The sequence below is a fragment of the Paraburkholderia sp. 31.1 genome, from assembly GCF_014397645.1.
Lineage (GTDB): Bacteria > Pseudomonadota > Gammaproteobacteria > Burkholderiales > Burkholderiaceae > Paraburkholderia > Paraburkholderia tuberum.
Map to the genome: position 1 here is coordinate 1 of NZ_VZQN01000067.1, position 24,929 is coordinate 24,929.

Annotated in this window: 22 protein-coding genes; 15 read left to right on the forward strand and 7 right to left on the reverse strand. The window is 64.2% G+C overall.

What is annotated here, in order from left to right:
* The first annotated feature begins 378 nt into the window (after nt 1-378).
* Nucleotides 379-1,281: a glutamate/aspartate ABC transporter substrate-binding protein gene (locus F6X37_RS32825; RefSeq protein ID WP_184025029.1), complete on the forward strand. Its 903-nt coding sequence runs from the start codon at nt 379-381 to the stop codon at nt 1,279-1,281.
* A 215-nt stretch (nt 1,282-1,496) separates the two neighbouring features.
* Nucleotides 1,497-1,808, forward strand: coding sequence for a hypothetical protein (locus F6X37_RS32830; RefSeq protein ID WP_262420112.1), 312 nt, complete (start codon nt 1,497-1,499; stop codon nt 1,806-1,808).
* 69 nt (nt 1,809-1,877) lie between these two features.
* Here F6X37_RS32830 and F6X37_RS32835 read toward each other — a convergent pair whose 3' ends face one another.
* From F6X37_RS32835 to F6X37_RS37335, 3 genes are all read right to left on the reverse strand, one after another.
* Nucleotides 1,878-3,677 (reverse strand): chloride channel protein, encoded by a 1,800-nt coding sequence (locus F6X37_RS32835; protein WP_187614166.1) that lies wholly within the window; start codon nt 3,675-3,677, stop codon nt 1,878-1,880.
* 2 nt (nt 3,678-3,679) lie between these two features.
* Nucleotides 3,680-4,096 (reverse strand): MarR family winged helix-turn-helix transcriptional regulator, encoded by a 417-nt coding sequence (locus F6X37_RS32840; protein WP_090807212.1) that lies wholly within the window; start codon nt 4,094-4,096, stop codon nt 3,680-3,682.
* Between the two features lie 117 nt (nt 4,097-4,213).
* Nucleotides 4,214-4,645 (reverse strand): CBS domain-containing protein, encoded by a 432-nt coding sequence (locus F6X37_RS37335; RefSeq protein ID WP_262420113.1) that lies wholly within the window; start codon nt 4,643-4,645, stop codon nt 4,214-4,216.
* A 596-nt stretch (nt 4,646-5,241) separates the two neighbouring features.
* Here F6X37_RS37335 and F6X37_RS32850 point away from each other — a divergent pair.
* From F6X37_RS32850 to F6X37_RS32860, 3 genes are all read left to right on the forward strand, one after another.
* Nucleotides 5,242-5,559: a DUF1840 domain-containing protein gene (locus F6X37_RS32850; protein ID WP_018423542.1), complete on the forward strand. Its 318-nt coding sequence runs from the start codon at nt 5,242-5,244 to the stop codon at nt 5,557-5,559.
* 551 nt (nt 5,560-6,110) lie between these two features.
* Nucleotides 6,111-6,608 carry a universal stress protein gene (locus F6X37_RS32855; protein WP_187614167.1) on the forward strand — a complete coding sequence of 166 codons (498 nt, stop codon included), beginning with the start codon at nt 6,111-6,113 and terminating at the stop codon, nt 6,606-6,608.
* A 55-nt stretch (nt 6,609-6,663) separates the two neighbouring features.
* Nucleotides 6,664-6,801 carry a hypothetical protein gene (locus F6X37_RS32860; protein ID WP_167368721.1) on the forward strand — a complete coding sequence of 46 codons (138 nt, stop codon included), beginning with the start codon at nt 6,664-6,666 and terminating at the stop codon, nt 6,799-6,801.
* 126 nt (nt 6,802-6,927) lie between these two features.
* Here F6X37_RS32860 and F6X37_RS32865 read toward each other — a convergent pair whose 3' ends face one another.
* Nucleotides 6,928-9,138 carry a TonB-dependent siderophore receptor gene (locus tag F6X37_RS32865; protein WP_187614168.1) on the reverse strand — a complete coding sequence of 737 codons (2,211 nt, stop codon included), beginning with the start codon at nt 9,136-9,138 and terminating at the stop codon, nt 6,928-6,930.
* A 314-nt stretch (nt 9,139-9,452) separates the two neighbouring features.
* Between F6X37_RS32865 and F6X37_RS32870 the strand changes: the two genes are divergently transcribed.
* Nucleotides 9,453-9,872 (forward strand): response regulator, encoded by a 420-nt coding sequence (locus F6X37_RS32870; RefSeq protein WP_187614169.1) that lies wholly within the window; start codon nt 9,453-9,455, stop codon nt 9,870-9,872.
* A gap of 111 nt (nt 9,873-9,983) precedes the next feature.
* Here the strand turns inward: F6X37_RS32870 and F6X37_RS32875 are convergent, their stop codons facing one another.
* Nucleotides 9,984-10,775 (reverse strand): DUF4410 domain-containing protein, encoded by a 792-nt coding sequence (locus F6X37_RS32875; protein WP_187614170.1) that lies wholly within the window; start codon nt 10,773-10,775, stop codon nt 9,984-9,986.
* A gap of 577 nt (nt 10,776-11,352) precedes the next feature.
* Nucleotides 11,353-11,805 carry a hypothetical protein gene (locus tag F6X37_RS32880; protein WP_187614171.1) on the reverse strand — a complete coding sequence of 151 codons (453 nt, stop codon included), beginning with the start codon at nt 11,803-11,805 and terminating at the stop codon, nt 11,353-11,355.
* Nucleotides 11,806-12,195: 390 nt separating this feature from the next.
* Between F6X37_RS32880 and F6X37_RS32885 the strand changes: the two genes are divergently transcribed.
* The 3 genes from F6X37_RS32885 (at nt 12,196) to F6X37_RS32895 (ending at nt 14,902) form a co-directional block, all read left to right on the forward strand.
* Nucleotides 12,196-12,621, forward strand: a complete 426-nt coding sequence (locus tag F6X37_RS32885) for a phasin family protein (RefSeq protein ID WP_184025089.1) — start codon at nt 12,196-12,198, stop codon at nt 12,619-12,621.
* Between the two features lie 518 nt (nt 12,622-13,139).
* Nucleotides 13,140-13,589, forward strand: coding sequence for a DUF2844 domain-containing protein (locus tag F6X37_RS32890; protein ID WP_187614177.1), 450 nt, complete (start codon nt 13,140-13,142; stop codon nt 13,587-13,589).
* 11 nt (nt 13,590-13,600) lie between these two features.
* Nucleotides 13,601-14,902 carry a DUF3443 domain-containing protein gene (locus F6X37_RS32895; protein WP_187614172.1) on the forward strand — a complete coding sequence of 434 codons (1,302 nt, stop codon included), beginning with the start codon at nt 13,601-13,603 and terminating at the stop codon, nt 14,900-14,902.
* 105 nt (nt 14,903-15,007) lie between these two features.
* Here F6X37_RS32895 and F6X37_RS32900 read toward each other — a convergent pair whose 3' ends face one another.
* Nucleotides 15,008-16,108, reverse strand: a complete 1,101-nt coding sequence (locus tag F6X37_RS32900) for a putative zinc-binding metallopeptidase (RefSeq protein ID WP_187614173.1) — start codon at nt 16,106-16,108, stop codon at nt 15,008-15,010.
* Nucleotides 16,109-16,432: 324 nt separating this feature from the next.
* On the opposite strand from F6X37_RS32900, the gene F6X37_RS32905 reads away from it, so the two are divergent.
* From F6X37_RS32905 to F6X37_RS32930, 6 genes are all read left to right on the forward strand, one after another.
* The gene (locus tag F6X37_RS32905) at nt 16,433-19,918 is read left to right on the forward strand and encodes a DUF2126 domain-containing protein (RefSeq protein WP_187614174.1); all 3,486 of its coding nucleotides are present in this window, start codon (nt 16,433-16,435) and stop codon (nt 19,916-19,918) included.
* Nucleotides 19,919-19,947: 29 nt separating this feature from the next.
* Entirely contained in the window at nt 19,948-22,578 is a 2,631-nt protein-coding gene (locus F6X37_RS32910; protein WP_187614175.1) for a circularly permuted type 2 ATP-grasp protein, read from the forward strand.
* Entirely contained in the window at nt 22,575-23,465 is an 891-nt protein-coding gene (locus tag F6X37_RS32915; protein ID WP_090807192.1) for a transglutaminase domain-containing protein, read from the forward strand. Before F6X37_RS32910 ends, F6X37_RS32915 begins: the two co-directional genes overlap by 4 nt.
* Before the next feature lie 183 nt (nt 23,466-23,648).
* Nucleotides 23,649-23,888, forward strand: coding sequence for a hypothetical protein (locus tag F6X37_RS32920; RefSeq protein ID WP_187614176.1), 240 nt, complete (start codon nt 23,649-23,651; stop codon nt 23,886-23,888).
* 206 nt (nt 23,889-24,094) lie between these two features.
* Nucleotides 24,095-24,262 carry a hypothetical protein gene (locus tag F6X37_RS32925; RefSeq protein WP_167368718.1) on the forward strand — a complete coding sequence of 56 codons (168 nt, stop codon included), beginning with the start codon at nt 24,095-24,097 and terminating at the stop codon, nt 24,260-24,262.
* A 98-nt stretch (nt 24,263-24,360) separates the two neighbouring features.
* A complete protein-coding gene (locus tag F6X37_RS32930) occupies nt 24,361-24,870 on the forward strand; it encodes a hypothetical protein (protein ID WP_262420115.1) in 510 nt (169 codons plus the stop codon).
* Nucleotides 24,871-24,929 lie beyond the last annotated feature (59 nt).

A 24,929-nucleotide genomic window follows, 5' to 3' on the forward strand; every position in this document is an offset into this window, starting at 1 on the left:
CTTTGGAATGAGACGGTGTTTGCCTGGTAACAACCATCGTATCAATCCCTGGATCAGCCCCCTCCCTTTCTCTTCAAGCACTTACCCGCGTCTTCTCCTCCATGTAGGCTTAAGTAAGTGCCATTCGTTCTAGGGCATGAACGGCTCCAGGCGAATCACTCGCCCGGAGTGTTACCCATGTCCCCGCACACCCGTTACCATGTCTCCGGTCCGAACAGGGGGCCAAGGACACCTTTTCTGAGAGCCCACAGCTACGCGGCCATCCAACACTCGGTAGTTAACATATGTTGCATTTATTTTTTTAATGGCAACATATGTAGACGGCTGGCGCAGCAGCCCGCCATCCATCAGGAACCTGCTGCACGATTGGAGATACCCATGAAAGTGATGAATTGGTCCACTGTTGCCATGCTCGTGGCGGCAACGTTGGCGAGTCCGGGCGCGTTTGCGCAGGACGCGACGTCCACGCTCGCGAAGATCCAGCGAAGCGGCGTGATCGCGATTGGCCATCGCGAGACGTCGGTGCCGTTCTCGTACGTCGACGCGAACAACGAGGTGGTCGGCTTTTCGCAGGACCTGTGCAACAAGGTCATCGATGCGGTCAAGGCGAAAACGAAGCGTCCGGACCTCAAGGTGCGCTTCATTCCGGTCACCTCGCAGAATCGCATTCCGCTCGTGCAGAACGGCACGGTCGATCTCGAATGCGGCGTGACGACCAATCTCGTCGCGCGCCAAAGCCAGGTGGCGTTCGCCGACACGTTCTTCGTCGCGACGACGCGTCTTCTGACGCGCAAGGACTCGGGCATCAAGGACTTTCCGGATCTCGCGGGCAAGACGGTCGTGACGAATCAGGGCACGACGTCCGAGCGCATCCTGCGCAAGATGAACGAGGACAAGAAGATGAACATGCAGATCATCAGCGCGAAAGATTACGGCGAAGGGCGTCTCACGCTCGAAAGCGGCCGCGCCGTCGCGTACATGATGGATGACGTGTTGCTTGCCGGCACGCGCACGCTGACCGCGAAGCCGTCGGACTGGATCATCACCGGCACGCCGCAATCGTCGGAAGCGTATGGCTTCATGTTGCGACGCGACGATCCGGAGTTCAGAAAGCTCGTCGACGACACGCTCGAACAGGTGATGAAAGGACCGGAAATCCACACGATGTACGACCGATGGTTCATCAAGCCGGTGCCGCCGAAAAACATCAGCTTCGACTTTCCGATGAGCGATTCGCTGAAACAGCTTTACGCGACGCCAAACGACAAGGCGCTCGAATAACGGCTTTGGCCGCTATTGCGCGTAGGAATGGTTTCTAGTGGCAGTCTTTTGCTCTTTCCTCTATACCTGGCTATAGGCGGTGCGTTTCGGTTGAACGTCGCCTATAGCGGGAACGGAGGTGCAAAGTGAACAGGCCGATGGAATCTTCGCGGCGCGGACGGATTTTCCCCAGTGGAATTCTTCGTGCTGCGCTGGCGGTGGCAAGCGGCGTATTCATGGTGTCCACAAACGCCGACGCACAAATGCGCGCGATTACGATCGTATCGGGCACCTATGGCGAGAATTGCGGCGCGCCGCGCGGCAACCTGACCCGTGAGCTAGAGCGTCATTGCAACGGACGGGAAACTTGCGATTACGCGCTGCCCGGCCTGCACAAAGGTGGCACGACGATGGCATGCCCACGCGACTTCCACGCCGAATGGCATTGCGACCATGCGGACTTCCACACGGCGGCGCTGGGTCCCGGCGCGAAATCGGGCGACACGCTCGTGCTGGGTTGCGTCGAGTCGCGTGGCGCGGGCAAATAGCTCCATGCGCGAACAAAAAGGCCGAGGCCCTAACGGGGGCTCGGCCTTTGATTTTTTGCTGCGGTCTTTTTAGCGGGCTTTACGAACCGGCGCGAAGCGCCGCTTGCTGAACGACGGCCCGATACGACGGAAACGTTCCCGTTTGTGCTCTTCTTCGAAGTGCGCGAGCGACGGCTTGACCAGATCGCTGCGCGACACGATGCCTACCAGACGCATGCTGTTGCGATCGGCGACCACCGGCAGGCGTTCGAGCCCGAGCACGGCGAGCCGCGTCGCCACCAGCCGGCAGGTTTCGGATGACAAGGCAAACTCGGTGTTGTGTTGCGCGAACACGTCGGCGAGCGTCATCGCGCGCTTGCGTTCCGTGTCCTCGGCGCAGAAGCGTTCGAGCAACATGCGGTCGGCCACGCCGATCACCGCGCCGTCGCGCACCACCGGATACGCGCGGCGCAGCTGGTTCGCGCCGAACAGCGTCTGCAGCGTTGCGCCGACCGTCGTGGCGGCATCGACCGATTCGACCGAGGCGGTCATCACTTCGTCGACATAGTGGCGCTCGAGCGGATCGACGCCGTACTCGCGATAGATGTGATAGCCGCGTCGCGCGATTTTCTCGGTCATGATCGAGCGCCGCATCACGACCGTGGAGAAGCCGTGCGCGATCAGCGTTGCCGTCAGTAGCGGCAACAGCGCGTTGGCGTCGTGCGTGAGGCCGAACGCGAACACGATGGCCGTCAGCGGCGCGCCGAGCGTGGCACCAAGCGTCGCGGCCATGCAGACGAGCGGCCACAGCGCCGGTTCGCTGCCCGGGAGCCAATGCGCGAGCACCGTGCCGAGTCCGGCACCGAGCATCAGGAGCGGTGCGAGCACACCGCCCGACGTGCCCGAGCCGAGCGCGATGACCCACATCACCGCCTTCACCGCGAGCAGCAAAAGGGCGACCTGCACTGCAATGTGCTGATGCAGCAGATCGCCGATCACGTCGTAACCGACGCCGAGCGCACGCGGTTCGAGCCAGCCGCCGATGCCGACGACGATGCCGCCGAGCGCTGGCCACCACATCCAGTGGATCGGCAGCTTGCCGAACAGGTCTTCCACCTTGTAGAGCGAGGCGGACAGGCCGGACGCCAGCGCGCCCGACAACCCGCCCGCGACCGCGCACGACAGCAGCGACCAGCCATCGGGCGCGGCAGTCTGTAGCGGAAACAGCGGACCTGTACCGAAGAAAATTACGCGGGCGAAGCCAGCGACCGCGCACGCCACCGCGACTGGCAGGAAGCTGCGCGGCCGCCATTCGAACAGCAGCAGTTCGACCGCGAGCAGCACGGCCGCGAGCGGCGTGCCGAACACCGCGGTCATGCCGGCCGCCGCGCCCGCCACGAGCAGCGTCTTGCGTTCCGCCGCCGTGACCTTCACGCACTGCGCGATCAGCGAGCCGAGCGCGCCGCCGGTCATGATGATCGGGCCTTCCGCGCCGAACGGCCCGCCGCTGCCGATCACGATGCCTGACGACAACGGCTTGAGCACCGCCACTTTCGGCGACATCTTGCTCTTGCCGAACAGGATCGCCTCGATCGCCTCGGGAATGCCGTGGCCGCGAATCTTTTCGGAGCCGAAGCGCGCCATCAGCCCGACGATCAAACCACCGATCACCGGCACGCCGATCACCCAAATGCCAAGCGTATTGGTGGCGGGCGAGCGGTCGGCGAACGACAGCGTGCCGAAGAAAAACAGATTGGTGAACAGGCGAATCAGGTTCAGCAGAACAAAGGCGGCAATCGTGCTGACGAAGCCGATGCCTGCGGCGAGCGCGAAGATGCCGGGCAGCCGTGCATTCGCCGCGAAGTCGCGTTTGTGGGAATCCATGCGCATGGTTAGTCGAGGTCGATCCGTGGAACCTGGAAGGAGCCTTCGAGCGATCTCAATTCGGCGCGATGCAGTTCCGCAAGCCGTTCGAGTACCCGTTCTCCCGCTCTTTCGAGGTGTACTTCAACCTGGCGGCGATCGGTCTCGCTGACCTGGCGGCGCACGAGATTCAGTGCCTCGCAGCGCGATACCAGCGCGACGACGCCGTGATGTTGCGCCTGCAGACGCTCCGCGAGTTCGCCGACGGTCGCCCAGTCGCGCTCCGGATAGCCCTTGATGTGCAGCAACAACAGGTATTGCAACGGCGTGATGCCCTCGCTTTGCGCGGCCTGCTCCGAGAAGCGCTCGAAGCGCCGCATCTGATAGCGAAACTGCGACAACTGCTCGAAATCGCTCTTAACGAGCTTGCGAGTCCGTACTTTCATGGCAAATCCGCCAATGTGAAGAAAACCGAAAATATATCACGTCATGATGTACTTGAGCGAATTGCGGCCGTCGCAACGGCATCGCGCGGCAGGTCTCCTCGGTCTTTTAGTTGAAAATCAGGCCGCCTCGCGGGCTCGGGTGGCGGTTTGCCGATACAGGCCGGAGATCAGGTCCACCTGCGTGATCATGCCGACCACGCGGCCCGCGCGATCGAGCACCGGGATGTGGTGATGGCCGAAGTTCGCGAACATCGGCACCAGTTCCGTGATCGGATCGGTGGCGGCGACGGTGCAGACGTCGGTGGTCATCACGCTGCCGACGTTCGACGTGCGAAGCGCATCGCCGCGCAGCCAGCCGTCGAAGTAGTTCAGGATCGGACCGAGCGCACCGAAGCTTCTTCTGTCGACGAAATCGGCGCGCGTGACGATGCCCGGCAGTTTCTGCGCCGCGTCGACGACCGGCAGCGCCTTCACGTTGTGGCGCTTGAACAACTGCCATGCGGCGGCGGCACGCGTGCCCGGCGATACCGACACGACGTGGCGCGACATCACGTCTTCGCAGCGCAGTTCGTTGAGCTGCGCGAGAACGCCTGAAGCTGCGTTTCGCGCAGCAGCGAATAGAGGTCGTCGGTGTCGATGTCGAGCAGTGCGTCACGGCGCCCTTGCACGGCTTTGACGTCTTCGCGGAATATTCGCGACGGGGCCGAGCAGCAGATACATCAGACCGCCGGTGAACGCGATGCCGAGCAGCGCGCCGAGGCACGAACGCGCACGCTCGTGCCATTTCACGGTGACCGGTGCAGGAGAAAGCTGGCAAGCCAGCCGAGAGCAGGAGAGCGGGACAAGATAGGAGCAGAAAGTAGTCGATGATGCCGGGCCCGACATTACCGGGGAAACCCTGGCAACGCGAATACAGTCTGGTCATGATTATATGTCAATATGATATAAAAGTTCTCCGCCCCCCGCGCGGCGCGCGGAATCTGTCGCATCTCGCAGACAGTCGAGAACACAGCCGATGTGCTTCAGCATGGCCCTTAAATCACCCCTCGGCGCGTTCTTTTTTGTCACGTTGTGATATAAAATGAGAGCAGACGGATTGAGAGGACTGGTTGGCCGTTGCCTGATAGACCGATAAAGGAGCCATCATGATGATCACGTTTCAATCGACGGCGTCGCCGGATGTCGTCATGCTCAGGGATCTCGCACAATATCTGCTTGGTCTGATCGGCAAGCGGCTCGGCGCGCGGGGCGTTATCAGCCACGACGAGCTGCCCCGCGCGATCGATCGGCTCGAAACCGCCATCACCGAAGACGCGGCCGCGGAAACGACCCTCGAAGCATTGCACTGCTCAACCAGTAATCAACGCGAGTCGCGCAACCGGCTGTCGCAGCGCGCGTGGCCGTTTCTGGACATGATGCGTGCGGCGCGCGACTCGGACGCGGACATCATCTGGGGGCTGTAGTTCGTCGAGGGAATCGCGATGAAACAACTTGCGTCGTGTCGACGTTTCGCAATCGTCCTTATTTCGGTTTGCGCCGTTCCGCTTGCCTATGCGTTCTCACCCGCGCAGCAGACCGGCCGGTACCCGCAGCCGGTGTGCGGCTCTTGCACCGCGTCGTGCGGCACGGGGGTGCGAAGCAGTGTGATCGGCGTGTATGGCGGCACCGTTGTCGACCAGTTGTCCAGCGGAGCGGTGGTGCTCGTGAAATGGCCGAACGGTTCGCCGCACGAGGCATGGACCGCTCGGTCGCATGGCTATGGTTTGCCCGTCGATCCCGCGGCAAACGCTGCTCATGTTTTCTTTCTGTGGCCTGAGTCGTAGCGCGGTGTTCCTGATCGCCGCGCCGCACAACCGCTATTTCAGGGCGGGATTCGGTGGCCGCCGAAACTCGCGAATAGTGCCTGTTTGACGGCGTTTCTGTAGGTATTTGCGTGCATCGGTGTCGCGCGGTATGTATCACGAACTGACATATAATTAATTGACCACGTGCCGCGCGGCGCAAGGAGGTTCTCATGTCGAGCTTCAAGCGCATTCTTCTCTGCTACGACGGAACTCGCGAAGGACAACACGCGTTGAAGGACGGTGCCGCTCTCGCGCAAGACCTGAATGCTGAAGTGCATCTGCTTTCCGTGCTCAACAATACGGCGTGGATGCAGGGCGCGGACATTACGGCCGCGGTGCCGGTCGATTTCATCAACGAATCCGCCAAAACGCTGCTCGACGAGGGCTTACGGAAGCTCGCCGCACGCGGAATTCGCGCGACCGGTCATCTCGCGATCGGCGAACCACTCGATGAGATACCGTTTTTCGCTAACGATCTGAAGGCCGATCTGGTCGTCGTCGGTCATCGTCGCAGTCACGGACTCGCGCGATGGTGGGGTGGCCGGCACGACGGGCTGCTGCTCGATCGCGTGACGTGCAGCGTACTGGTCACGATGGGCGCGGCAACCGATGCGCCGGCCGCAGCCGCAGGCACGGGCGAGACCGCGCGGTCCGCCGAACATTCATGAGCGTTGTTTTGTGTGTTGTGTGTTGAGTTGTGTTGCGTTGGCACGGAGGCACACCATGAAAGACGTCGACGAACAGTTCAATCATCCTCAGCCCGTCAGGCACAGCGATAACGAAAAGAGCAAGCTGCCGCAGCGCGCCGCCGATGCGCAGCGGCCGAAGAAAAAACCCGAAGGCGAGCCGCCGGTCGAGTGACGAGGGGCGGCGCCACGCCGTTCAGTTCGCGCGGAAACACTAAAACGCTGCCAGCCCGAAAGCCCGGCAGCGTTTTAGTCATGCATGCAAACCGCTGGCACAGGCGACCGACATCACGTCAGACAATCAGAAGTCGGTGCTGACCGACAACAGGAACGTACGCGGTGCGCCCTGGGTCAGGTACGTCGTCGCGCCGTAGGCCGACACGGCTGACCAGTACGCCTTGTTCGTCACGTTCTGCACGGTGGCGCGCAACGTCGTCCTCTTGCCGTAGATGGACGTCTCGTAACGCGCCCCCAGGTCGAAGCGGTTCCACGACGGGATCGACAGCGTGTTGGCGGCGTTCGCTTCCTGCGCGCCGGTATGGATCCAGCGCGCGTTGACCGCGAGCCCCGGCACCATCGGAATGTCGTAATCGGCGCCCAGGTTGAACAGGAAAGTCGGCACGCCCACCGGACGGTTGCCGTCGTAGGTTCCGCCTTGCGTGTTCTCGAGCGTCGCGTCCATCAGCGAAGCGCCGGCCAGCAGACGCAGGCCCTTGAGCGGCTCGCCGTGCACTTCGGCTTCGAGACCGCGATGGCGCTCGTTGCCGTTCAGGCCATAGATATGCGTGGCCGGGTCGGTGAACGCCGACGGCTGTTCGATCTGGAAAGCGGCAAACGACGCACCGAGCCTTTCGGTGTCGTACTTGACACCCACTTCCCACTGCTTCGTGCGCACTGGCGCCAGTTGTTGACCGTAGTTCAGCGTGCCCGCCGGCGCGATGCTGCTCGCTGCCAGCGCTTCGCTGCGGTTCGCGAAGATCGACACGTTCTGCGTCGGGCGCAGAACGAGGCCGAACAGCGGCGTCGTGATGCCGTCGCTGTAGTTGCCGCTGCCGATGCCCGTGTTGTCGTAGTTGGCCGTCGCGATCTGCTGGCGACGCGCACCGACCGTGAACATCACCCGGTCATGCAGGAAGCCGAGCGTATCGGACGCGGACACGCTGCGGATCACCGTGGTGGCCGTCATGCCCGGATCGGCCAGGTTGCCGCCTGACATCGTCGTGGCCGGGTAAGGCGTCTGCACCGTGTTGTAGAGCGAGACCGGGCCCATGAAGGCGTAGGTCCACGCGGAGTTGGTGTTCTCGCTCGTGATGGCGCCGCCCGCCGCAACCAGATGCGACACCGGGCCAGTGTCGAAGCGGCCGCGCACGCCGACTTCGGCGGAGGTCGAATTCTGGTTGTACGGCACGCCGAGACGGGCACCGGTGACGCCGGTCGACGAATAGGTCGGCGAGTAGTACTCGCCTTGCTCGACCGTGCGGCGCACACCACCGGTCGCATAAGCGGTCCAGCCCGGCAGGAAGTCGTATTCGGCCTTCAGGATGCCGACGGTGTCTTCGAGGTTCGTGTACGACCAGTTCTGCGCGTAGTTGTACGTTGCCGGCGGCACGGCGGGAATCGCGTCGGTGAAGTAGACGACCGGGCGGCCGTCGCTGACGTGCTCGCGCTGATACAGGAAGTCACCGGACAGACGCAGCTTGTCGCCGCGCCAGTCGAGCGCGACGGCCGTAGTGTTGTCGCGGCGGTGTTCGCCGTCGATGCTCGTCTCGCCGTCACGATTCGCCTGGTTCACGCGGATCCCGAACTGGCCTTCGCTGCCGAAGCGTCGGCCGACGTCCACCTGCGCGCCGAACTCGCCGGAGCCGCTGGTTGCGAGTGTCACGTTGGTGGTTGGCGTGTCCTCCGCTCGCTTCAGCTGCACGTTCACGCCGCCGCCGATCGCCGAGCCCGTCGGCGAAGCACCGTTCAGGAACGCGTTGGCGCCCTTGAACACGTCGACCCGCTCGACCGCCGCGGTCGAGACCAACTGGCGCGGCGTAACGCCGTACAGACCGTTGATCGAGATGTCGTCGGCATTGAGCTGGAAGCCGCGAATCACGAACACTTCCGAGAAGTTGCCGTAGCCGTACGCGGTTCGCACCGACGGGTCGTTTTCGACCACGTCGGCGAGCGTGCGCGCCTGCTGATCCTTGATCAGCTTGGCCGTGTAGGTCGTCATGCTGAACGGCATGTCGATGTTGCGCTGCTTGCCGAGCACGCCGTAGTCGGCGCCGCGCGCGACCTGGCCGCCCGCGTATGTCGGCGACAGGTCGCCGGGCAACTCTTCGACGGCGGCCGCCTGAACCTTGATGGCGGGCAGCGTGCCGTCGGCGGCGGGGGCGGAGTCGGTGGATTGAGCGAACGCGCTGGCCGGGACACTGAAAGCGACGGCGATGGCGGCAAGGATGGTGGCGCGATGCAGAGTGGCTTGAGCAGGCATGGCCTGCGGGCGATTCCAGCGTGAAACGGACATGAATTGGAAAGTAGGCGTGGTCGTCGATCTTCCGTCCCGGGGCGCTAGTTGGAATCCGGGCGGCATTTTTCCTGGTTGCACGCGCGGATGATGCCATTTATGTAAGCAGTCCGAGCGCGGAACGAAAGGTTCGGCGGAAGTATAGTGCAAATAGGAATCATTCCTATTGTAGAAACGCAACGATTTACAGAACTGATGGCAAGAGTGGATGTTTTCGATGACGTCGAGCGGCCGCGACGCGCGGGTTTGACGCCGCCGCAGCCGCGGTACAGCGCTTGCTACCCACCCAAAGGTTTACTCGCAGGCCGCCATACATGCCACGAAATCCGACTACCTGCCAGAGGTGGAGCGCCCGAGAGGTCCAGCTATTGCACGGCGTGCCGCGCGTGCTCGTCATCGACGACAACGAGAACGCCGCCCAAGCGCTTGCCACCGAGGGCGTCGAGGCGCGCGCCGCGACCGGCTGCACGGCGGCGCTGCACTGCGTGCGCAACTGGGTGCCCGACGTCGTCGTGCTCGACATCATGATGCCGGAGCGCGACGGCTACGAAACGGCGAGCGCGCTGCGCCGCTATCTGCCGACGCACAGCCTCGGCATCGTCGCGTTTACGTCGCTGGACGAGGACCACGTGAGGCAAACCGGCCGCGAGCGCCACAACTTCGACGGTTATTGCCAGAAGGGCACGGCGCCGGCCACGCTGCTCGCACTGCTGCGAGGGTTGTGGCGCGGCTAGCGACGGGGCGCGCGTCGATAAAAAAACGCGGCGGCGTGGACATCGCTCCACACCGCCGCGCTTTTCAACCGCGCTCTTTAGTCGGACCCGCAACCCGCCGCGCTCAACCGCTCAGCTCTTTCGCGCGGTCTGCATCCAGCCGGCTTGCGCGCCGAACTGCGCGATCTGTTTCGCGACTGCATCGGCGAGGCGCTTTGCATCGTCCGACACGCCCGCGCGCTTCGTTTCGGTCACGCCGTGCAGGCCCGCGCCGGCCGCTGCCGCGGTCGCGACGGTGCCGGCCGCCGCGCCGACCCCGGCGGTTTCGACCATGCCGGGCATCTTGCCGCTGTCCGCGTTGGCCGTGAAGCTCTGCACGACACGCGGCGTGCCGCCCGCGGGCTGGTAGACGATCCGCACCGCGCTGCTCACCTCGCTCTTGCCCGCGCCCAAGCCGATCAGCGTGCGGCGGCGGCGATTGCCGGCGTCGATCGTCTCGAAGCTGCCCTGCACGAGCAGCACGTTCTGGCCGGCGGGCACCGGCGCGTCGGTGCGCACCGCGTGCAGTCCCATCGCCTGCAGCTGATGGACGATCTCGTCGGCGACCTGCTCGCGCACCTGGGCGGCATCGGCAACCTGCTTCTGCGCGTCCGACGAGTCCGACATCTGCGTCTTCAGTTTTTGCAGCATGCCGCCGTTGTCGAGCTTGACCTGCTGCGGATCGGCATCGAACGTGTAGACGTAGATCGTGTCCGGATGCATCGTCGATTGCGTGCCTGCGTCGGCCGTCGCGGACGTGCTCGTCGCGCTCAGATTCGTGACGCTGGCGCCGGCGCAGCCGCTCAGCAGCGCGCCGCCGCACACGAATGCCATGCAGGTGAAACGGGCGGCGTTCTTTTTGATGAAGTTCACTGAAGTCAACATGATGATCCTGTGGTCGGCACGCGGTGCCAGTCTGTTCGAGTCCATCGCCGATGATCGGGCAACCGTGGGATCGTCGATCATCGGCGAAGGGATTCGCACGTGAAGCCTTTCGATCTCATGCGTCTGTGATTCGTCACGCACCGGCAGCGAACGAAGTATGTGTGAGCGGCTCGCCGAACTCCATTCAACAATTATTTCGAGCGATGTCACGGCGAGACGAAGAAGAGCGCGCGGACGTCGAGCCGCCGATCAGCTCAAAGCGAGCTTGACGATGCAGCACAGGACGAAAACTAGCAGGGCGGCGGCAATGGCCATGTCCAGCGGATAGCGCATTCCTTCACCCTGCCCTGACGTTGCGGAGCTCCTATCGTAATCACCTGACGGAAGATGAAAAGCATCAGTGAAGCGCCAATGTGGGACAGGCAACGTAGTCGCGGAAAGCCGCGCGGGGCGGGGCTGCGGGAGCGCACGGACGAGATGCGGCGATGGAGCGGTCGCTCGAACGCGCTCGCATGCTCCGGCGCAAAGAAAAAGCGCCACGTGGCGCGGCGCTTTATTCGCAATTCGCGATGAAAATTTATTGCGGTTGTGCCGCTGGCTGACCCGGCGGCGTACCATGCGGCGCCTTGTTCGCCGCCACGAGATCTTCGGCGAGACTCGCGCGTAGCGTCGCGATCGCCTGCTCGGGATTGGCGGGCCTCAGCTGCTCGCGCGCGAGCGAGTCGTACACGTAGTGACGCAGCATCGGGTCCTGGGTCTTGTTCAGCACGTCGTGGTAGACGGCGACGATCTCGCCTTCATGACCGTTTAGCGCGTACAGACGGCGCAGTTGTTCGAGATCATTGATCACCGCGAAAGCTGGGCTCGGGTGACCCATCGTCGGACCATGCCCCGGCGGCCCGTCGCCACGCGGGCCGCCCTCGTGCATAGCGGCGGGCGGGGGCGGCGGCATGCCGTCGTCGGCGAGCGCGGCCGTAGCGATGATGCCAAGAACCGCGGCCACGGCCGCGCCGAAGAATGCGTTTCTCATGATGTCGCTCCCATCGAAAACAGCGCCGGCGCCACGATGGACCGGCTCCTCGCAACGATAGTCGACCCGCTGATTGGTCGGGTTACGAAAGCCATTCAGTAACTTTCCGAGCCTTTCGCGGCGCGCGGCCTAGCGGCGCGCGGCATAGCGGCGCGCGGCTCTGCGGCGCAGACCCCGAAGCGACCCACGTTGCCGTGAACCGGTTTTCGCCAGGGTGAGTCCGCTGGCGCAACCCAGCCGGATAGCGCATGATTGCTCCGATGTGCCGTGCGACCCCAAAAGCACCTTGCTGTGGCGGCACGCGCGGCACACGCAGCCGCCGGCATCGGCGTCGCGCCTGGTGCGGGCGACGCAGAGGCGATGAGTCTTCAACCGCAAGGAGGATTTCGCATGGACCGACCCGATGCAGCCAATCCGTTTGGCGATCTAACCAAAATGCTGGAGCAGTTCAAGCTCCCCGGATTCGACGTGCCCGCCATCATGGAAGCGCGCCGAAAGGACATGGAAGCGCTGGTTCAGGCGAATCAGACAGCATTCCAGGGGATGCAGTCGCTCGCGCAGAAACAGGCCGACATGCTGCGCACCACGCTGGGCGAGCTACAGGCGCTGACTGTGCAGCTCACGGCGGCCGGCACCGCGCCGTCGAGCAAAACCGCGGAGCTGATCCAGCAGAGCCTGCACAAATCGCTCGCCGACATGCAACAGCTCGCACAAGCCGCGTATCAGACCCAGGCGGAATCGTATGGAGTGATCGCGAAACGCGTCGAGGAGAACGTGCAGGAGTTGAAGTCGCTTCTTCAGCAACAGAAGAAGTAGCGCACGCCGCGAGTTCCGGACGATCTATGACGCGGAGGGCCGCTAGGCCCTCCGCTTTTTTGCCCGTCGGGATTTGCGTTGCAAGTCTCATGTAGCCAGAGGAATGCGGACTCCGCCCGCTCGTTATTCGGCAGACGCTTACATCGATGAACAAGCGCTGCTCACGTTCGCAACTATTACGCGTGGCGGCCGCAATTTCCGCAGTCGGTCAGTTCTAAATGTCAGACGGAAACCGAATAAGCGTCAAAGCATTGTCGCCAAAAGGCTTTTGCCCACGCTGATCAAACCCGGTCGATCGATTCAACAACTCCGAACAGTTTCAATCGCGCCGCAAACGATGCCGCGCGCCATTCCCCTGACTAAAGTTTCGCCTCGCCTTTCCGTAGACGCATTCACGCAGCCCAACCGGCGTGAAGGCAACCGGCTTTGCCGGTCAGGTGTGCGCCCCTAGTCTCGCGTTTGTGATCGGCTACATGCAGGTCGCGGCGTTTCACCTCGAAGGAAATTTCTTGAAACCGATGCTTCTCACCCGCATTGCCTGCGCAATGCTCGGGGCAAGCTGCGCGTTGCCGTTCGGCGCGCACGCGACGCTCGGCCAGAACGCCAGCACCGTCGACGGCGATCGGACGCGCCTGCATGCGGTTGCTCGCGCGGCCAGCGCACAGGGCGCGTATTCGGTGCATGCGCTGACGCTGCCGTCCGGCACCCAGGTGCGCGAATACGTGGCGGGCAACGGCATCGTGTTCGGCGTCGCGTGGGATGGCCCGACGCTGCCCGATCTGAAGGCGACGCTCGGCGCGTCCTTCGATGCCTACGTGGCCGCCAGCGCGGCGCGGCGCGGCGCGCCGCTCGCGGTCTCGAACAGTGACCTCGTGGTGTTCTCGAGCGGCCATCTGCGCGCCTTCACCGGCTACGCCTATCTGCCGCAGGCGGTGCCCGCGGGCGTCGACGTCAGCGTTATTCAATAACGGAGCGAATCATGCGATCCAGGTCTTCGTGGATGACTCTGCTGGGCGCGGCGCCCGTCGTGGTTCTGGCGCTGCTGTTGAGCGCGTGCGGCGGCGGGGGCGGCAGCGCGAGCACCACGGCCAATTCGAGCACCTCCAGCAACTCGAACGGTTCGGGCAGCTCGACCAGCTCGTCGGGTTCGACCGTGACCAACACGTCGCCGTCGCCGCAGGTGCTGGCCGCCAACGCGGTGCGCGTGACGGTCGACTCGGGCGTCAGCAACGTGCCGAACATGCCGTTCGTCAGCATCACGATCTGCGCGCCCGGCACCAGCAACTGCCAGACGATCGATCACGTGCTCGTCGATACCGGCTCGTGGGGCGTGCGCGTGTTCGCGTCGCAATTGCCCGCGTCGATGAGCCTGCCGCAGCAGCAGGACGGCTCGGGCAACCTGGTTGCCGAATGCATGCAGTTCTTCGACGGCTACACGTGGGGCGCGGTGAAGCTCGCCGATGTGCAGATCGCGGGCGAGAAAGCCGCTGCGCTGCCGATCCAGGTGATCGATCCGGGCTACGCGTCGCTGCCGGGCGATTGCGCGGCCGTCGGCGCGGCGCGCAACACGCCGGCCGCCTTGCAGGCGAACGGCATTCTCGGCATCGGCGTGTTCAAGCACGACTGCGGCGCGAACTGCGTGCAGCAGGCGATCCCCGCGACCTACTATGGTTGCGGCGGCACCAGCTGCACGTCGATACCGCTCGCGCAGACGTACCAGGTCGCCAATCCGGTGCCGTACTTCGCGACCGACAACAACGGCTCGATGCTCAGTCTGCCGACCGTGTCGGGCGGCGCGCCATCGGTGTCGGGGCAACTCGTGTTCGGCATCGGCACGCAGAGCAACAATGCGCTCGGCGGGGCGCAGGTGATCGGTGTGAGCCCGTCGAACGGCACGTTCACGACGGTGCAGAACGGCACCACGTATACGCGCAGCATTATGGACAGCGGCTCGACGGGACTCTTCTTCCAGACCAGCTTGATGCCGGCCTGCGCGAGCCCGAACGGCGCTTATTACTGCCCGAGCTCGACGCAGCAGTTGAGCGCGATGATCGAAGGCGTGAATGGCACGACGAGCGCGGTGACGTTCAGCGTCGGCAATGCGATGTCGATCGCGCAGACTGATAGCGGCGACTCGGCATTGCCGCTGCTCGCGGGCCCGGCATTCGTCACGTCGACGGTGTTCGACTGGGGGCTGCCGTTCTTCTACGGTCGCAATGTCTATGCGGCGATCGAGCAGCAGTCGACGCCGGGTGGGACGGGGCCTTATGTGGCGTACTGAAGTGGCGTATTGAAGTGGCGAGCCGAGCGCGGGTAGCCGGTTGCTCGCGGCTCGATGATGCGCGTCATATGCGCCCGCTGCCGGCTGGTCCGGCGGCGGGCGTTTTTATGCGCTGGTTGGTTCGCGGTCGCCCCGCTTGTCGCGCTTGTCACCCGCTGCCGCGATCACGCGATGCACAAAGCGCAGCTTGTCGACCACCGGCGCGGCGAGCGTGAACGGATAGCCGTCGGGCATGCCGAGACTGCGATTCAGACTGTTCAGCGCATAGGTGAGCGGAAACCAGCGCTTCATCAGATTGCCGAAGCTCGCGTCCTCGACCGGCGTGCGGTCGGTCAGCGTCGGCTCGCTCGGATCGTCGGGCAGCAGCGCGAGGCCGTAAGACGTCGACGTGTCGAGCACGTCGACGATCAGCAGATAGTGCGCCCATGTCTCCGCCCAGTCTTCCCACGGATGCATCGTCGCGTAAGCGCTGATGTACGACGCCTGCCAGTCGGCCGGCGCGCCGTCGCGATAGTAGGCGTTCAGCGCTTCGCCGTAGTCGGCCTGCTCGTCGCCGAACAGCTTGCGAAACGGTTCGAGCCAGCGCGGCTCGGTTTCGATCAGGTGGCGGAAAAAGTAGTGGCCCGTCTCGTGGCGGAAGTGGCCGAGCAGCGTGCGGTACGGCTCGCCCATCGCGGTGCGCACTTTCTCGCGATGCGCGTCGTCGGCCTCGGCGATGTTCAGCGTGATCAGCCCGTTGTCGTGACCGGTCATCACGGGCTTGCCGGCGCCGCCGTCGGCGAGAAACTCGAAGGCGAGACCGCGCTCGGGGTCCGCGTCGCGCGATCGCACGTCGAGGCCAAGCTCGCCCAGCGTGTACAGCAGACGCCGCTTCGCGACTTCGAGCCGGTACCAGTAGAGCCGGTTTTCCGGTTCGCTCAGGTTCGGAATCGTGCTGGTCAACTGGCAGGCGTGGCACAGCGTGTCGGGCGAATCGGCTGGGATCATCCAGTTGCAGACGTTTTCGACCGCGTAGTTGTGGCATTGTCGGAACAGCGCGCCATTCGCCTCGGGATGCAGGCTGCGCCAGCGGCCGTCGCCGGCGTCCCCGAACGCGCTGATTTCCCGCAGTTCAGGCAGATAGCCGAGCAGCGACTCGCAGCGCTCGCAGCGGACGTTCTCGTAGAACACGAGGTGCGCGCAGCGATTGCAGTGGAAGGTTTTCATCGGGCGGGCCTCGTGATCGGTGCTATGTCGTTTGCGATGATGAGCCATGGTAAGCGCCATCATCAACGCGATAGCGGACGAAAGCCGGTCGCAATCTTCATGCCGCGATTGCCAGACGTCACCGCTTTAACGCACAGTACGGTCATGATCGTGCATCGGCGCTGCGCCGCTTTGGTGCACGGTGCGAGGCGAGCCCGCGGCAGGGCGCGAGGTACGCAACGCAAACGCAATTCAGACAACACCAAACGATTCATACGGGTTTGTCCAGCAACGGCATAGAGCTTGCTTTTTTGGCGGGCTGCCCCCTTCGTCGAGGAGTCCGGAGTGTCCATACGCGTCGCGTTGCATCACGTTACTCATTACCGCTACGACAGGCTGGTCACGCTGTCACCCCAGGTCGTGCGGCTGCGGCCCGCGCCGCATTGTCGTACGCCGATCCTGTCGTACTCGATGCGCGTCGAACCCGCGAGGCACTTCATCAACTGGCAGCAGGACGCGTTCGCCAACTATCAGGCGCGGCTCGTGTTTCCCGAGCAGACCCGTGAGTTCAAGGTGAGCGTCGATCTGGTCGCCGAAATGGCCGTCTACAACCCGTTCGACTTCTTTCTCGAACCGTCGGCCGAGCAATTTCCATTCGACTACGCGCCGGAGCTGGCGGCCGAACTCGCGCCCTACCGCGTGAAGCGGCCGATGACGCCGCGCTTCGCCGAGTTCGTCGCGAGCATCGACCGCACGCCGGCCGGTACCGCGAACTTCCTGGTGGCGCTGAACCAGCGGCTGCAACGCGAGATCCGCTACCTGATCCGGATGGAGCCGGGCGTGCAGACGCCGGAGGAAACCTTGACCAATGCGGCGGGCTCGTGCCGCGATTCGGGCTGGTTGCTCGTCGAGACGCTGCGGCAGCTCGGCTTCGCGGCGCGCTTCGTGTCGGGCTATCTGCTGCAGCTCGCGCCCGACGTCAGATCGATCGACGGCCCGAGCGGCACCGAGGTCGACTTCACGGACCTGCACGCGTGGTGCGAGGTCTACCTGCCAGGGGCGGGCTGGATCGGGCTCGATCCGACCTCGGGGCTGTTCGCGGGGGAAGGGCACATACCGGTCGCGTGCACGCCGGAGCCGGGCAGCGCGGCGCCGATCTCGGGTGCGGTCGACGAAAGCGAGGTCGAGTTCGGACACACGATGTCGATCGAACGCGTGCTCGAGTCGCCGCGCGTCACGAAGCCGTATAGCGAAGCCGCGTGGCACGACGTGCTGAAGATGGGCGCGCGGGTCGACTACGAACTCGCCGACATGGACGTGCGACTGACGATGGGCGGCGAGCCGACCTTCGTATCGGTGCGCGATCGCGACGCCGCCGAATGGAACACCGACGCGCTTGGACCCACCAAGCGCGGCTACGCGGTCGCGCTGGTGGACCGGCTGCGCGAGCGCTACGGCGCGAACGGCTTCCTGCATATCGGCCAGGGCAAGTGGTATCCGGGCGAGCAACTGCCGCGCTGGGCGATGTCGCTGTACTGGCGCGCCGACGGTGAGCCGTGCTGGCACAACCCGGCCCTGTTCGCCGACGAACGCGAGCCGGGCCGCTACACGGCCGCCGACGCGCAACGCTTCATCGCGCATCTGGCCGCGAAGCTGTCGCTCGACCCCGACTGCATCCAGCCCGGCTACGAAGACACCTGGTACTACCTGTGGCGCGAGCGCCGCCTGCCGGTGAACGTCGATCCGTTCGACGCGCGGCTCGACGACGAGCTCGAACGCGTGCGACTGCGGCGCGTGTTCGACGCGGGGCTCGCGAGTCCGTCAGGCTACGTGCTGCCGCTCGGCCGCGAGCGTGGCGCGCCGGGCATCACGCCGACGTGGATCACGGGCCGCTGGTTCTTCCGCGACGACCGCATGTATCTGATTCCCGGCGATTCGCCGATGGGCTACCGGCTGCCGCTCGAATCGCTGCCGTGGGTGTCGAAGACCGACTATCCGTATCAGCACGCGCACGATCCGTTCGCACCGCCGCAGCCGCTGCGCACGGCCGCGCAGTTGCGCGTGCAGTACGAAGGCGGGCGCGAGGGCCGGCAGATCACCGAGGAACAGACCAGCGCGCGGCAGGCGGCCGCGCTGTCGCTGCCGGCGGCCGATCTGCTGAGCGGCATCCCGCACGGCGGCGTGCTCGCGTATGCGCCGCAGCGCCATGACGAATCGCTGCCCGCGCTTGGCGAATCGTCGAAGGACACGCTGCGTACCGCGGTGTGCGTCGAGGCGCGCGACCCGAAACGCGCGGCCGGCCCGGAAGCCGAAGCCGATTCGTTCGGCAGCGGCCGTACGCTGCTGCACGTATTCATGCCGCCGCTGACCGATCTCGACGACTATCTCGACCTGCTCGCCGCAGTCGAAGCGACGGCCGCGGAGCTGAAGATGCAGATCGTGCTCGAAGGCTATCCGCCGCCGCGCGATCCGCGTCTGAAAGTGCTGCAGGTGACACCGGACCCCGGCGTGATCGAAGTCAATATCCATCCGGCCGCGAACTGGGACGAGCTCGTCGATCACACCGAGTACCTTTATCAGTCGGCCGCGCACAGCTATCTGAGCAGCGAGAAGTTCATGCTCGACGGGCGCCACACTGGCACCGGCGGCGGCAATCACTTCGTGCTCGGCGGCGCGACGCCGGCCGACAGCCCGTTCCTGCGCCGGCCCGATCTGCTCGCGAGCCTGATCGCGTACTGGCACAACCATCCGTCGCTGTCGTATCTGTTCTCGGGGCTGTTCATCGGACCGACGAGCCAGGCACCGCGCGTCGACGAAGCGCGCAACGATCAGGTCTACGAACTCGAGATCGCGTTCTCCGAACTGCAACGCCAGGTCGATCTGCTCGGCGGCCGCGACAGCGGCAACCTGCCGCCGTGGATGATCGACCGCGCGCTGCGCAACATCCTGATCGACGTGACCGGCAACACGCACCGCGCCGAGTTCTGCATCGACAAGCTGTATTCGCCCGACGGCCCGACCGGCCGCCTCGGCCTGCTGGAGCTGCGCGGCTTCGAGATGCCGCCGCACGCGCGCATGAGTCTCGTGCAGCAACTGCTGCTGCGCGCACTGGTCGCGCGATTCTGGCGCATGCCGTACACGCAGCGGCTCACCCGCTGGGGCACCGAGTTGCACGATCGCTTCCTGCTCGGCACCTTCGTGAAGATGGATTTCGACGACGTGCTCGCCGAGCTCGGCGAAGCCGGCTTCGCCTTCGAAAGCGCGTGGTTCGCGCCGCACTTCGAATTCCGCTTCCCGCTCGTCGGCGAGATGACGCTGAGCGGCATCGACCTGACGATCCGCAATGCGCTCGAACCATGGCACGTGATGGGCGAGGAGGGCGCCAGCGGCGGCACGGTGCGCTATGTCGATTCGTCGGTCGAGCGGCTCGAGGTGCGCGCGCTCGGGTTGAACGGCAATCGTCACGTGCTGAGCGTCAACGGCGTGCCGGTGCCTTTGCAGCCGACCGGCCGCGTCAGCGAGTACGTGGCCGGCGTGCGTTTTCGCGCGTGGTCGCAGCCCTCGGCGCTGCATCCGACGATCGGCGTACACGCGCCGCTCACGTTCGACCTCGTCGACACATGGAGCGGCCGCTCGCTCGGCGGATGCCAGTATCATGTCGCTCATCCGGGCGGGCGCACCTATCAGACCTTCCCGGTCAACGCCTACGAGGCGGAAAGCCGGCGACGCTCGCGTTTCTTCGCGTCGGGTCATACGCCGGGGCCGCTCGCCGTGGGCACGCCGCAGCGCAGCCTCGAGTTTCCGTTCACACTCGATCTGCGCCACAGTTGAAAAACACGCATCACTGACATCACACGACCTTGGCCTTTCAATCGACTTTGCCCTTCGAGGCGTCCGCGCTGCCGGCGGACGCTTCGTCCCTGTTGCGATTGCTGCCGGGTCATGATGGACATTGGGACGAGCTGCGTGACGAGTCGGGCGCGCTGCGCGAGCCGTGGCGGCAGTTCTTCGCACTGCTCGACGAAGACGGCGTGGCGCGGCTCGCGGACCATCACGCGTCGATCGCGCAGCAGATCCGCGACAACGACATCAGCTACAACGTCTACGCGGACAACGGCAAGTCACGGCCATGGGCGCTCGACCTTCTGCCGTTCCTGATCAGCGAGGCCGAGTGGGCGCACCTCGAGCGCGGCGTCGCGCAGCGCGCGCATCTGCTCAACGCGATCGTTGCCGACATCTACGGACCGCGGACGCTGCTCGAAGATGGCCGACTGCCGCCCGCGCTGGTGTTCGGCCATCCGGGCTATCTGCGTTCGGTGAAGGGCTTTACGCCGCCCGGCGGTCAGTATCTGCAGGTCGTCGCGCTCGATCTCGCGCGCACGCCGGGCGGCGAGTGGAGCGTGATCGCGCATCGCACCGAGGCGCCGTCCGGTCTCGGCTACGCGCTCGAAAACCGCCTGATCGTGTCGACGCTCCTCGCGGAGCCGTTCCGCTCGCTGCGCGTGAGCCGGCTCGCGCCGCTCTATTCGCAACTGATCGCGACGCTCGTGCAGGCCGCGCAAGCGACGATGCGCAACGAGGAAAGCGCTGACGCGTCACCGCATATCGCGCTGCTCACGCCCGGGCCGTACAGCGAAACCTATTTCGAGCATGTGTTTCTGGCGCGCTATCTCGGCGTCACGCTGGTCGAAGGCAAGGATCTGACCGTGCGCGGCGACCGGCTCTATCTGAAGACCCTGGCCGGCCTCGAACGCGTGCACGTCGTGCTGCGCCGGCTCGACGACGCATTCTGCGACCCGATCGAACTGCGCGCCGATTCGACGATCGGCGTGCCGGGGCTGTTGCAGGTGATGCGCGCGGGCAATGTGATCGTGTCGAACGTGCCGGGCTCGGGGTTCGCCGAGTCGCCGGCGTTGCACGGTTTCATGCCGGGTATCGCCGAAGCGTTGCTCGGCGAAGAACTGCTGCTGCCCGGCGTGCCGACCTGGTGGTGCGGCGAACGGGCCGCGCGCGAGCATGCGTTCGCGCATCTCGACGACGCGTTCATCGTGCCGACCTGGCCGCTCACGGGACGCGACGCGCCGCCCGGCATCGAAGGGGGCAGGCAGCCGCTCGCGGCATGGCGCGAGCGCATCGACGCGTTGCCCGACGCGTTCACGATCCAGCAGGAGCAGCGCTTTTCCTGCACGCCGCGCTTCGAGGAGGGCACGATCGGCGGAAGGCCGTCGGTGCTGCGCGTCTATGCGATCGCCGACGTCAACGGCGGCTGGCACGTGATGCCGGGCGGTTTCACGCGCATGGCCGCGGAGCGTCAGACCACGGTATCGATGCAGCACGGCGGCAGCAGCGTCGATACCTGGGTGCTGTCGAGCCAGCCAAGCTCGACCTTCACACTGCTGCCTTCGCCGATGCAGCCCGCCGATCTCACGCGCAAGCATCGTACGGTATCGAGCCGTGCCGCGGAGAACCTGTTCTGGGCGGGCCGCTACGGCGAGCGGGCGGAAAACAACGTGCGTCTGCTGCGGCTGATTCTCGGCTCGCTCGAAGGCAACGACGCCGATTCGATGTTCGCGACGCTGGTCGAACTCGCGACATGGTGCGGCCTCGTGCAGTCGGGCGACCTGGCGTCGCCGCACGGGCTGCCGTCGCCGCAGACGTTCGAGCGCGCGCTCGTCGCGAATCTCGGCGAGAGCGCGGGCAGCGTCAGCATCAGCCAGAACCTCAATTGCCAGGCGCGCGCGAACGGCGAGGTGCGCGGGCGTTTGTCGAATGATCATTGGCGCATGATCCTCGCGGCGCGCAACGACTTTCAGGACGCGTTGCAGGTGTTGTCGCCAGCCGTGGGCGCGGGCAACGGCGGCGCGGGTGCCACGAGCAGCGGCAATGCGTTCGATCGCTACGACCGCGTGACGCTGGCGAATGCGCTCGAGCATCTGTCGGTGCAGCTATCGGCGATCAGCGGCGCGCAGGGCGACCGCATGACGCGCGATGAGGCGTGGCGGCTGCTGTTCGTCGGGCGTCATATCGAACGCGTCGCGACGATGGCCGCGTTCATGCGCGGCGTCGCCGTGAACGGCCAGCTCGCGACGCCGGCCGGCTTCGATCTGCTGCTGCAAATGTTCGACAGCACGCTCACGTATCGCTCGCTGTATCCGGGACGTTTCGAAGTACCGGCGCTGCTCGATCTGCTGGTGATCGAACCGCATAATCCGCGTGGCATTTATGGCGTGTACGAACGCCTGCGCAACAAACTCGACGAGATCGCCATCGCGGCGGGCAGTGTGCGGCATCGGCCGTTCGCGGAGCTGTTGCCGCCCGTCGAATCGCTGCCGACGCTCGAATCGCTGTGCGAGGTCGACGAACAGGGCTCGTATGGCAAGCTGATTGCGCTGTGCGATCAGATCGGCAGCTTCGCCAATGCGGCCGCGCATGAGATCAGCGCGCGCTATTTCAGTCACGCGACCACGGTTGCCTCGCAGGTGTGGGCATGAAGAACGCGTCGACGGTGCTGTCTGTTTCGCATCGCACTGTTTACCATTACTCGACGTATGTCGAAACCGCGCAGCATCTGGCGACGATCCGGCCGCTCGCGTGTCCGTGGCAGCGTGTGATCTCACGCAGCGAGCGGATCGAGCCGCAGCCGTCGTATCAGCATAGCCGCATCGACGCATTCGGCAACGACGTGCTGTACTTCGCGCTCGATACACCGCACGAGCGCCTGCAACTCGTCAGCGAAACCACGGTCGCGCTGACGCCGCGCTGGACCAACCTCGACGCCGAGGCCACCCCGCCCTGGGAGACGGTGGCCGAGGCGCTGCGGTTTCGCGTGGGCGGCGCGTTCTGTGCCGAGGCGGAGTACTGCTTCGCTTCGCCGAATATTGCGCTGCGGCCGACGCTGCGCGCCTATGCGTTGCCGAGCTTCACGCCCGGCCGGTCGCTCGTCGCGGGCGCGATCGATCTGATGCATCGGATTCACGAGGACTTCGCGTACAAGCCGTCGGCGACGCTGTTCGACACGCCGGCCGAACGCGCGTTTGAGCTGAAGAGCGGCGTTTGTCAGGATTTCGCGCAGGTGATGATCGGCTGTCTGCGCTCGCTTGGTTTGCCCGCCCGCTACGTCAGCGGCTATCTGCGCAACGATCCGCCGCCGGGACACCCGCGCCTGATTGGCGCGGATGCTTCGCACGCTTGGGTATCGGTGCATTGTCCGGCCAGCGGCTGGATCGATCTCGATCCGACCAATGACGTGCTCGCCGATCTGGATCATGTGACGCTCGCGATCGGGCGCGATTACAGCGACGTGTCACTGCTTCGCGGGACGATTCTTGGCGGCGGCGCGCATCGGATGGAAGTCGGGGTGACGGTGCTGGAGTTGTGATTGCGGGCGCGGTTCGGTGCCGGTATTGGACCGAGGTCGGCCAACTATTCGCCCCGCAACTCATTGTCGAGCAGAACGCGAATAAAGCCGAATCGCGTTGACTGTCTGTGGCCCGGAACGCTGATCGACCAGCTACGATTATTGGCCTTCTCACGCAATTCAGGCTCCGCTAGAAGTCCTGCTGTGACTGTCGAGGAAAGACACGAACGCCGCAACCTGCTGGAGTTCATGATCCAGATCGGCGAGAACTACCACGCGACCAATCGCACCGATCAGGAACTGTTCAGCGTGCTTGCGCTTGACGCCAAGCGGCTTCCTAACCGCCGGCTGACACCGGGAGACGCGGCAGCGCTTCTCGCTGACCCTGGGCAGGGCGCGAACGGGAAACTGGCGGCTATGGACGCTTCATGGGCAAAGCACTGACCGGCGTCGGTCACTTACGGTAAAAGCGGCTCAATGCCGCTTTTTTTGTTTGACGGTGATATTGGAAAACTGCACCTGAAAATGAGATGGCCAGAGCAATTGTGAATATCTGTCAAAACGGGATTATCTCGAATTAAAGTCATTGACCGTGACCCGTTTAAATGGTTTATTCGATAGATGTTTTGCTGGAAAACAGAAGAGGTCAAATGGGAAAACTGAAACAGGATGGTGCCGTGGGCAAGGAAGAATGCCTGCTTTGCCGTATCACCTATTTAGTCTACTTAAACTTCACGCCAATACCGTCTGCAATGGGTCTGAATGTCGAATCCGGCGAATTTTTCCCGCGGGATGGACTTCAGTTGTATCCGATCTGAACCATAACGCGGAGGGTAACTGATGGTGCTCTTACGCGTGCTCAATGGTCTGATGGTCTGATGGTCTGAGAGCGCGAATTAACCTATGGGAGGGTCCAATGTATGAAAGGATGCGCTCCGCAGAGGCGATCATTGCAGAAATGAAGGCTCGCTTTGCGGATATGTTCGAGGGATCAGATAACCGGGAATGTCTTGATTGCCGTATTACATTCAAGATATACAAAGAGTGGCCTGATATGCCTCATGCAATGACGACGAATTTGAAATCCGGGGAGCGGATTCCGATTAATGCGATCAGGGCTCTCCCATCCGGGTACGACATGAGGCAGGCGTTAGGGCAAGGCGAAAGGTGCCTCTGTCGCAATCGACCTGCAGGCCCGTTCGATGAACGATTCACCATCAGGGATTACAACGGCAACCCTGTAGCGAATGTGCGCTACCGGATTCTCGCGGAAGACAGGGAAATCTGCAGCGGCAAGACAAACGCAGCGGGGCAGACTTCTCGCGTCTCGACGCAGGACTTTAAGTTTCTTAAGGTTGAAGTCATAGCGTTATACACATTTCGTTGTCCGCGCCGCCCGCGCCAGCAAGCCGTTTACATTCAATGACTTGGAGGCTGGGCTTGTAAACTTTGGCCGAATCGCGTCTACTCTTGCAATTTGGGCGG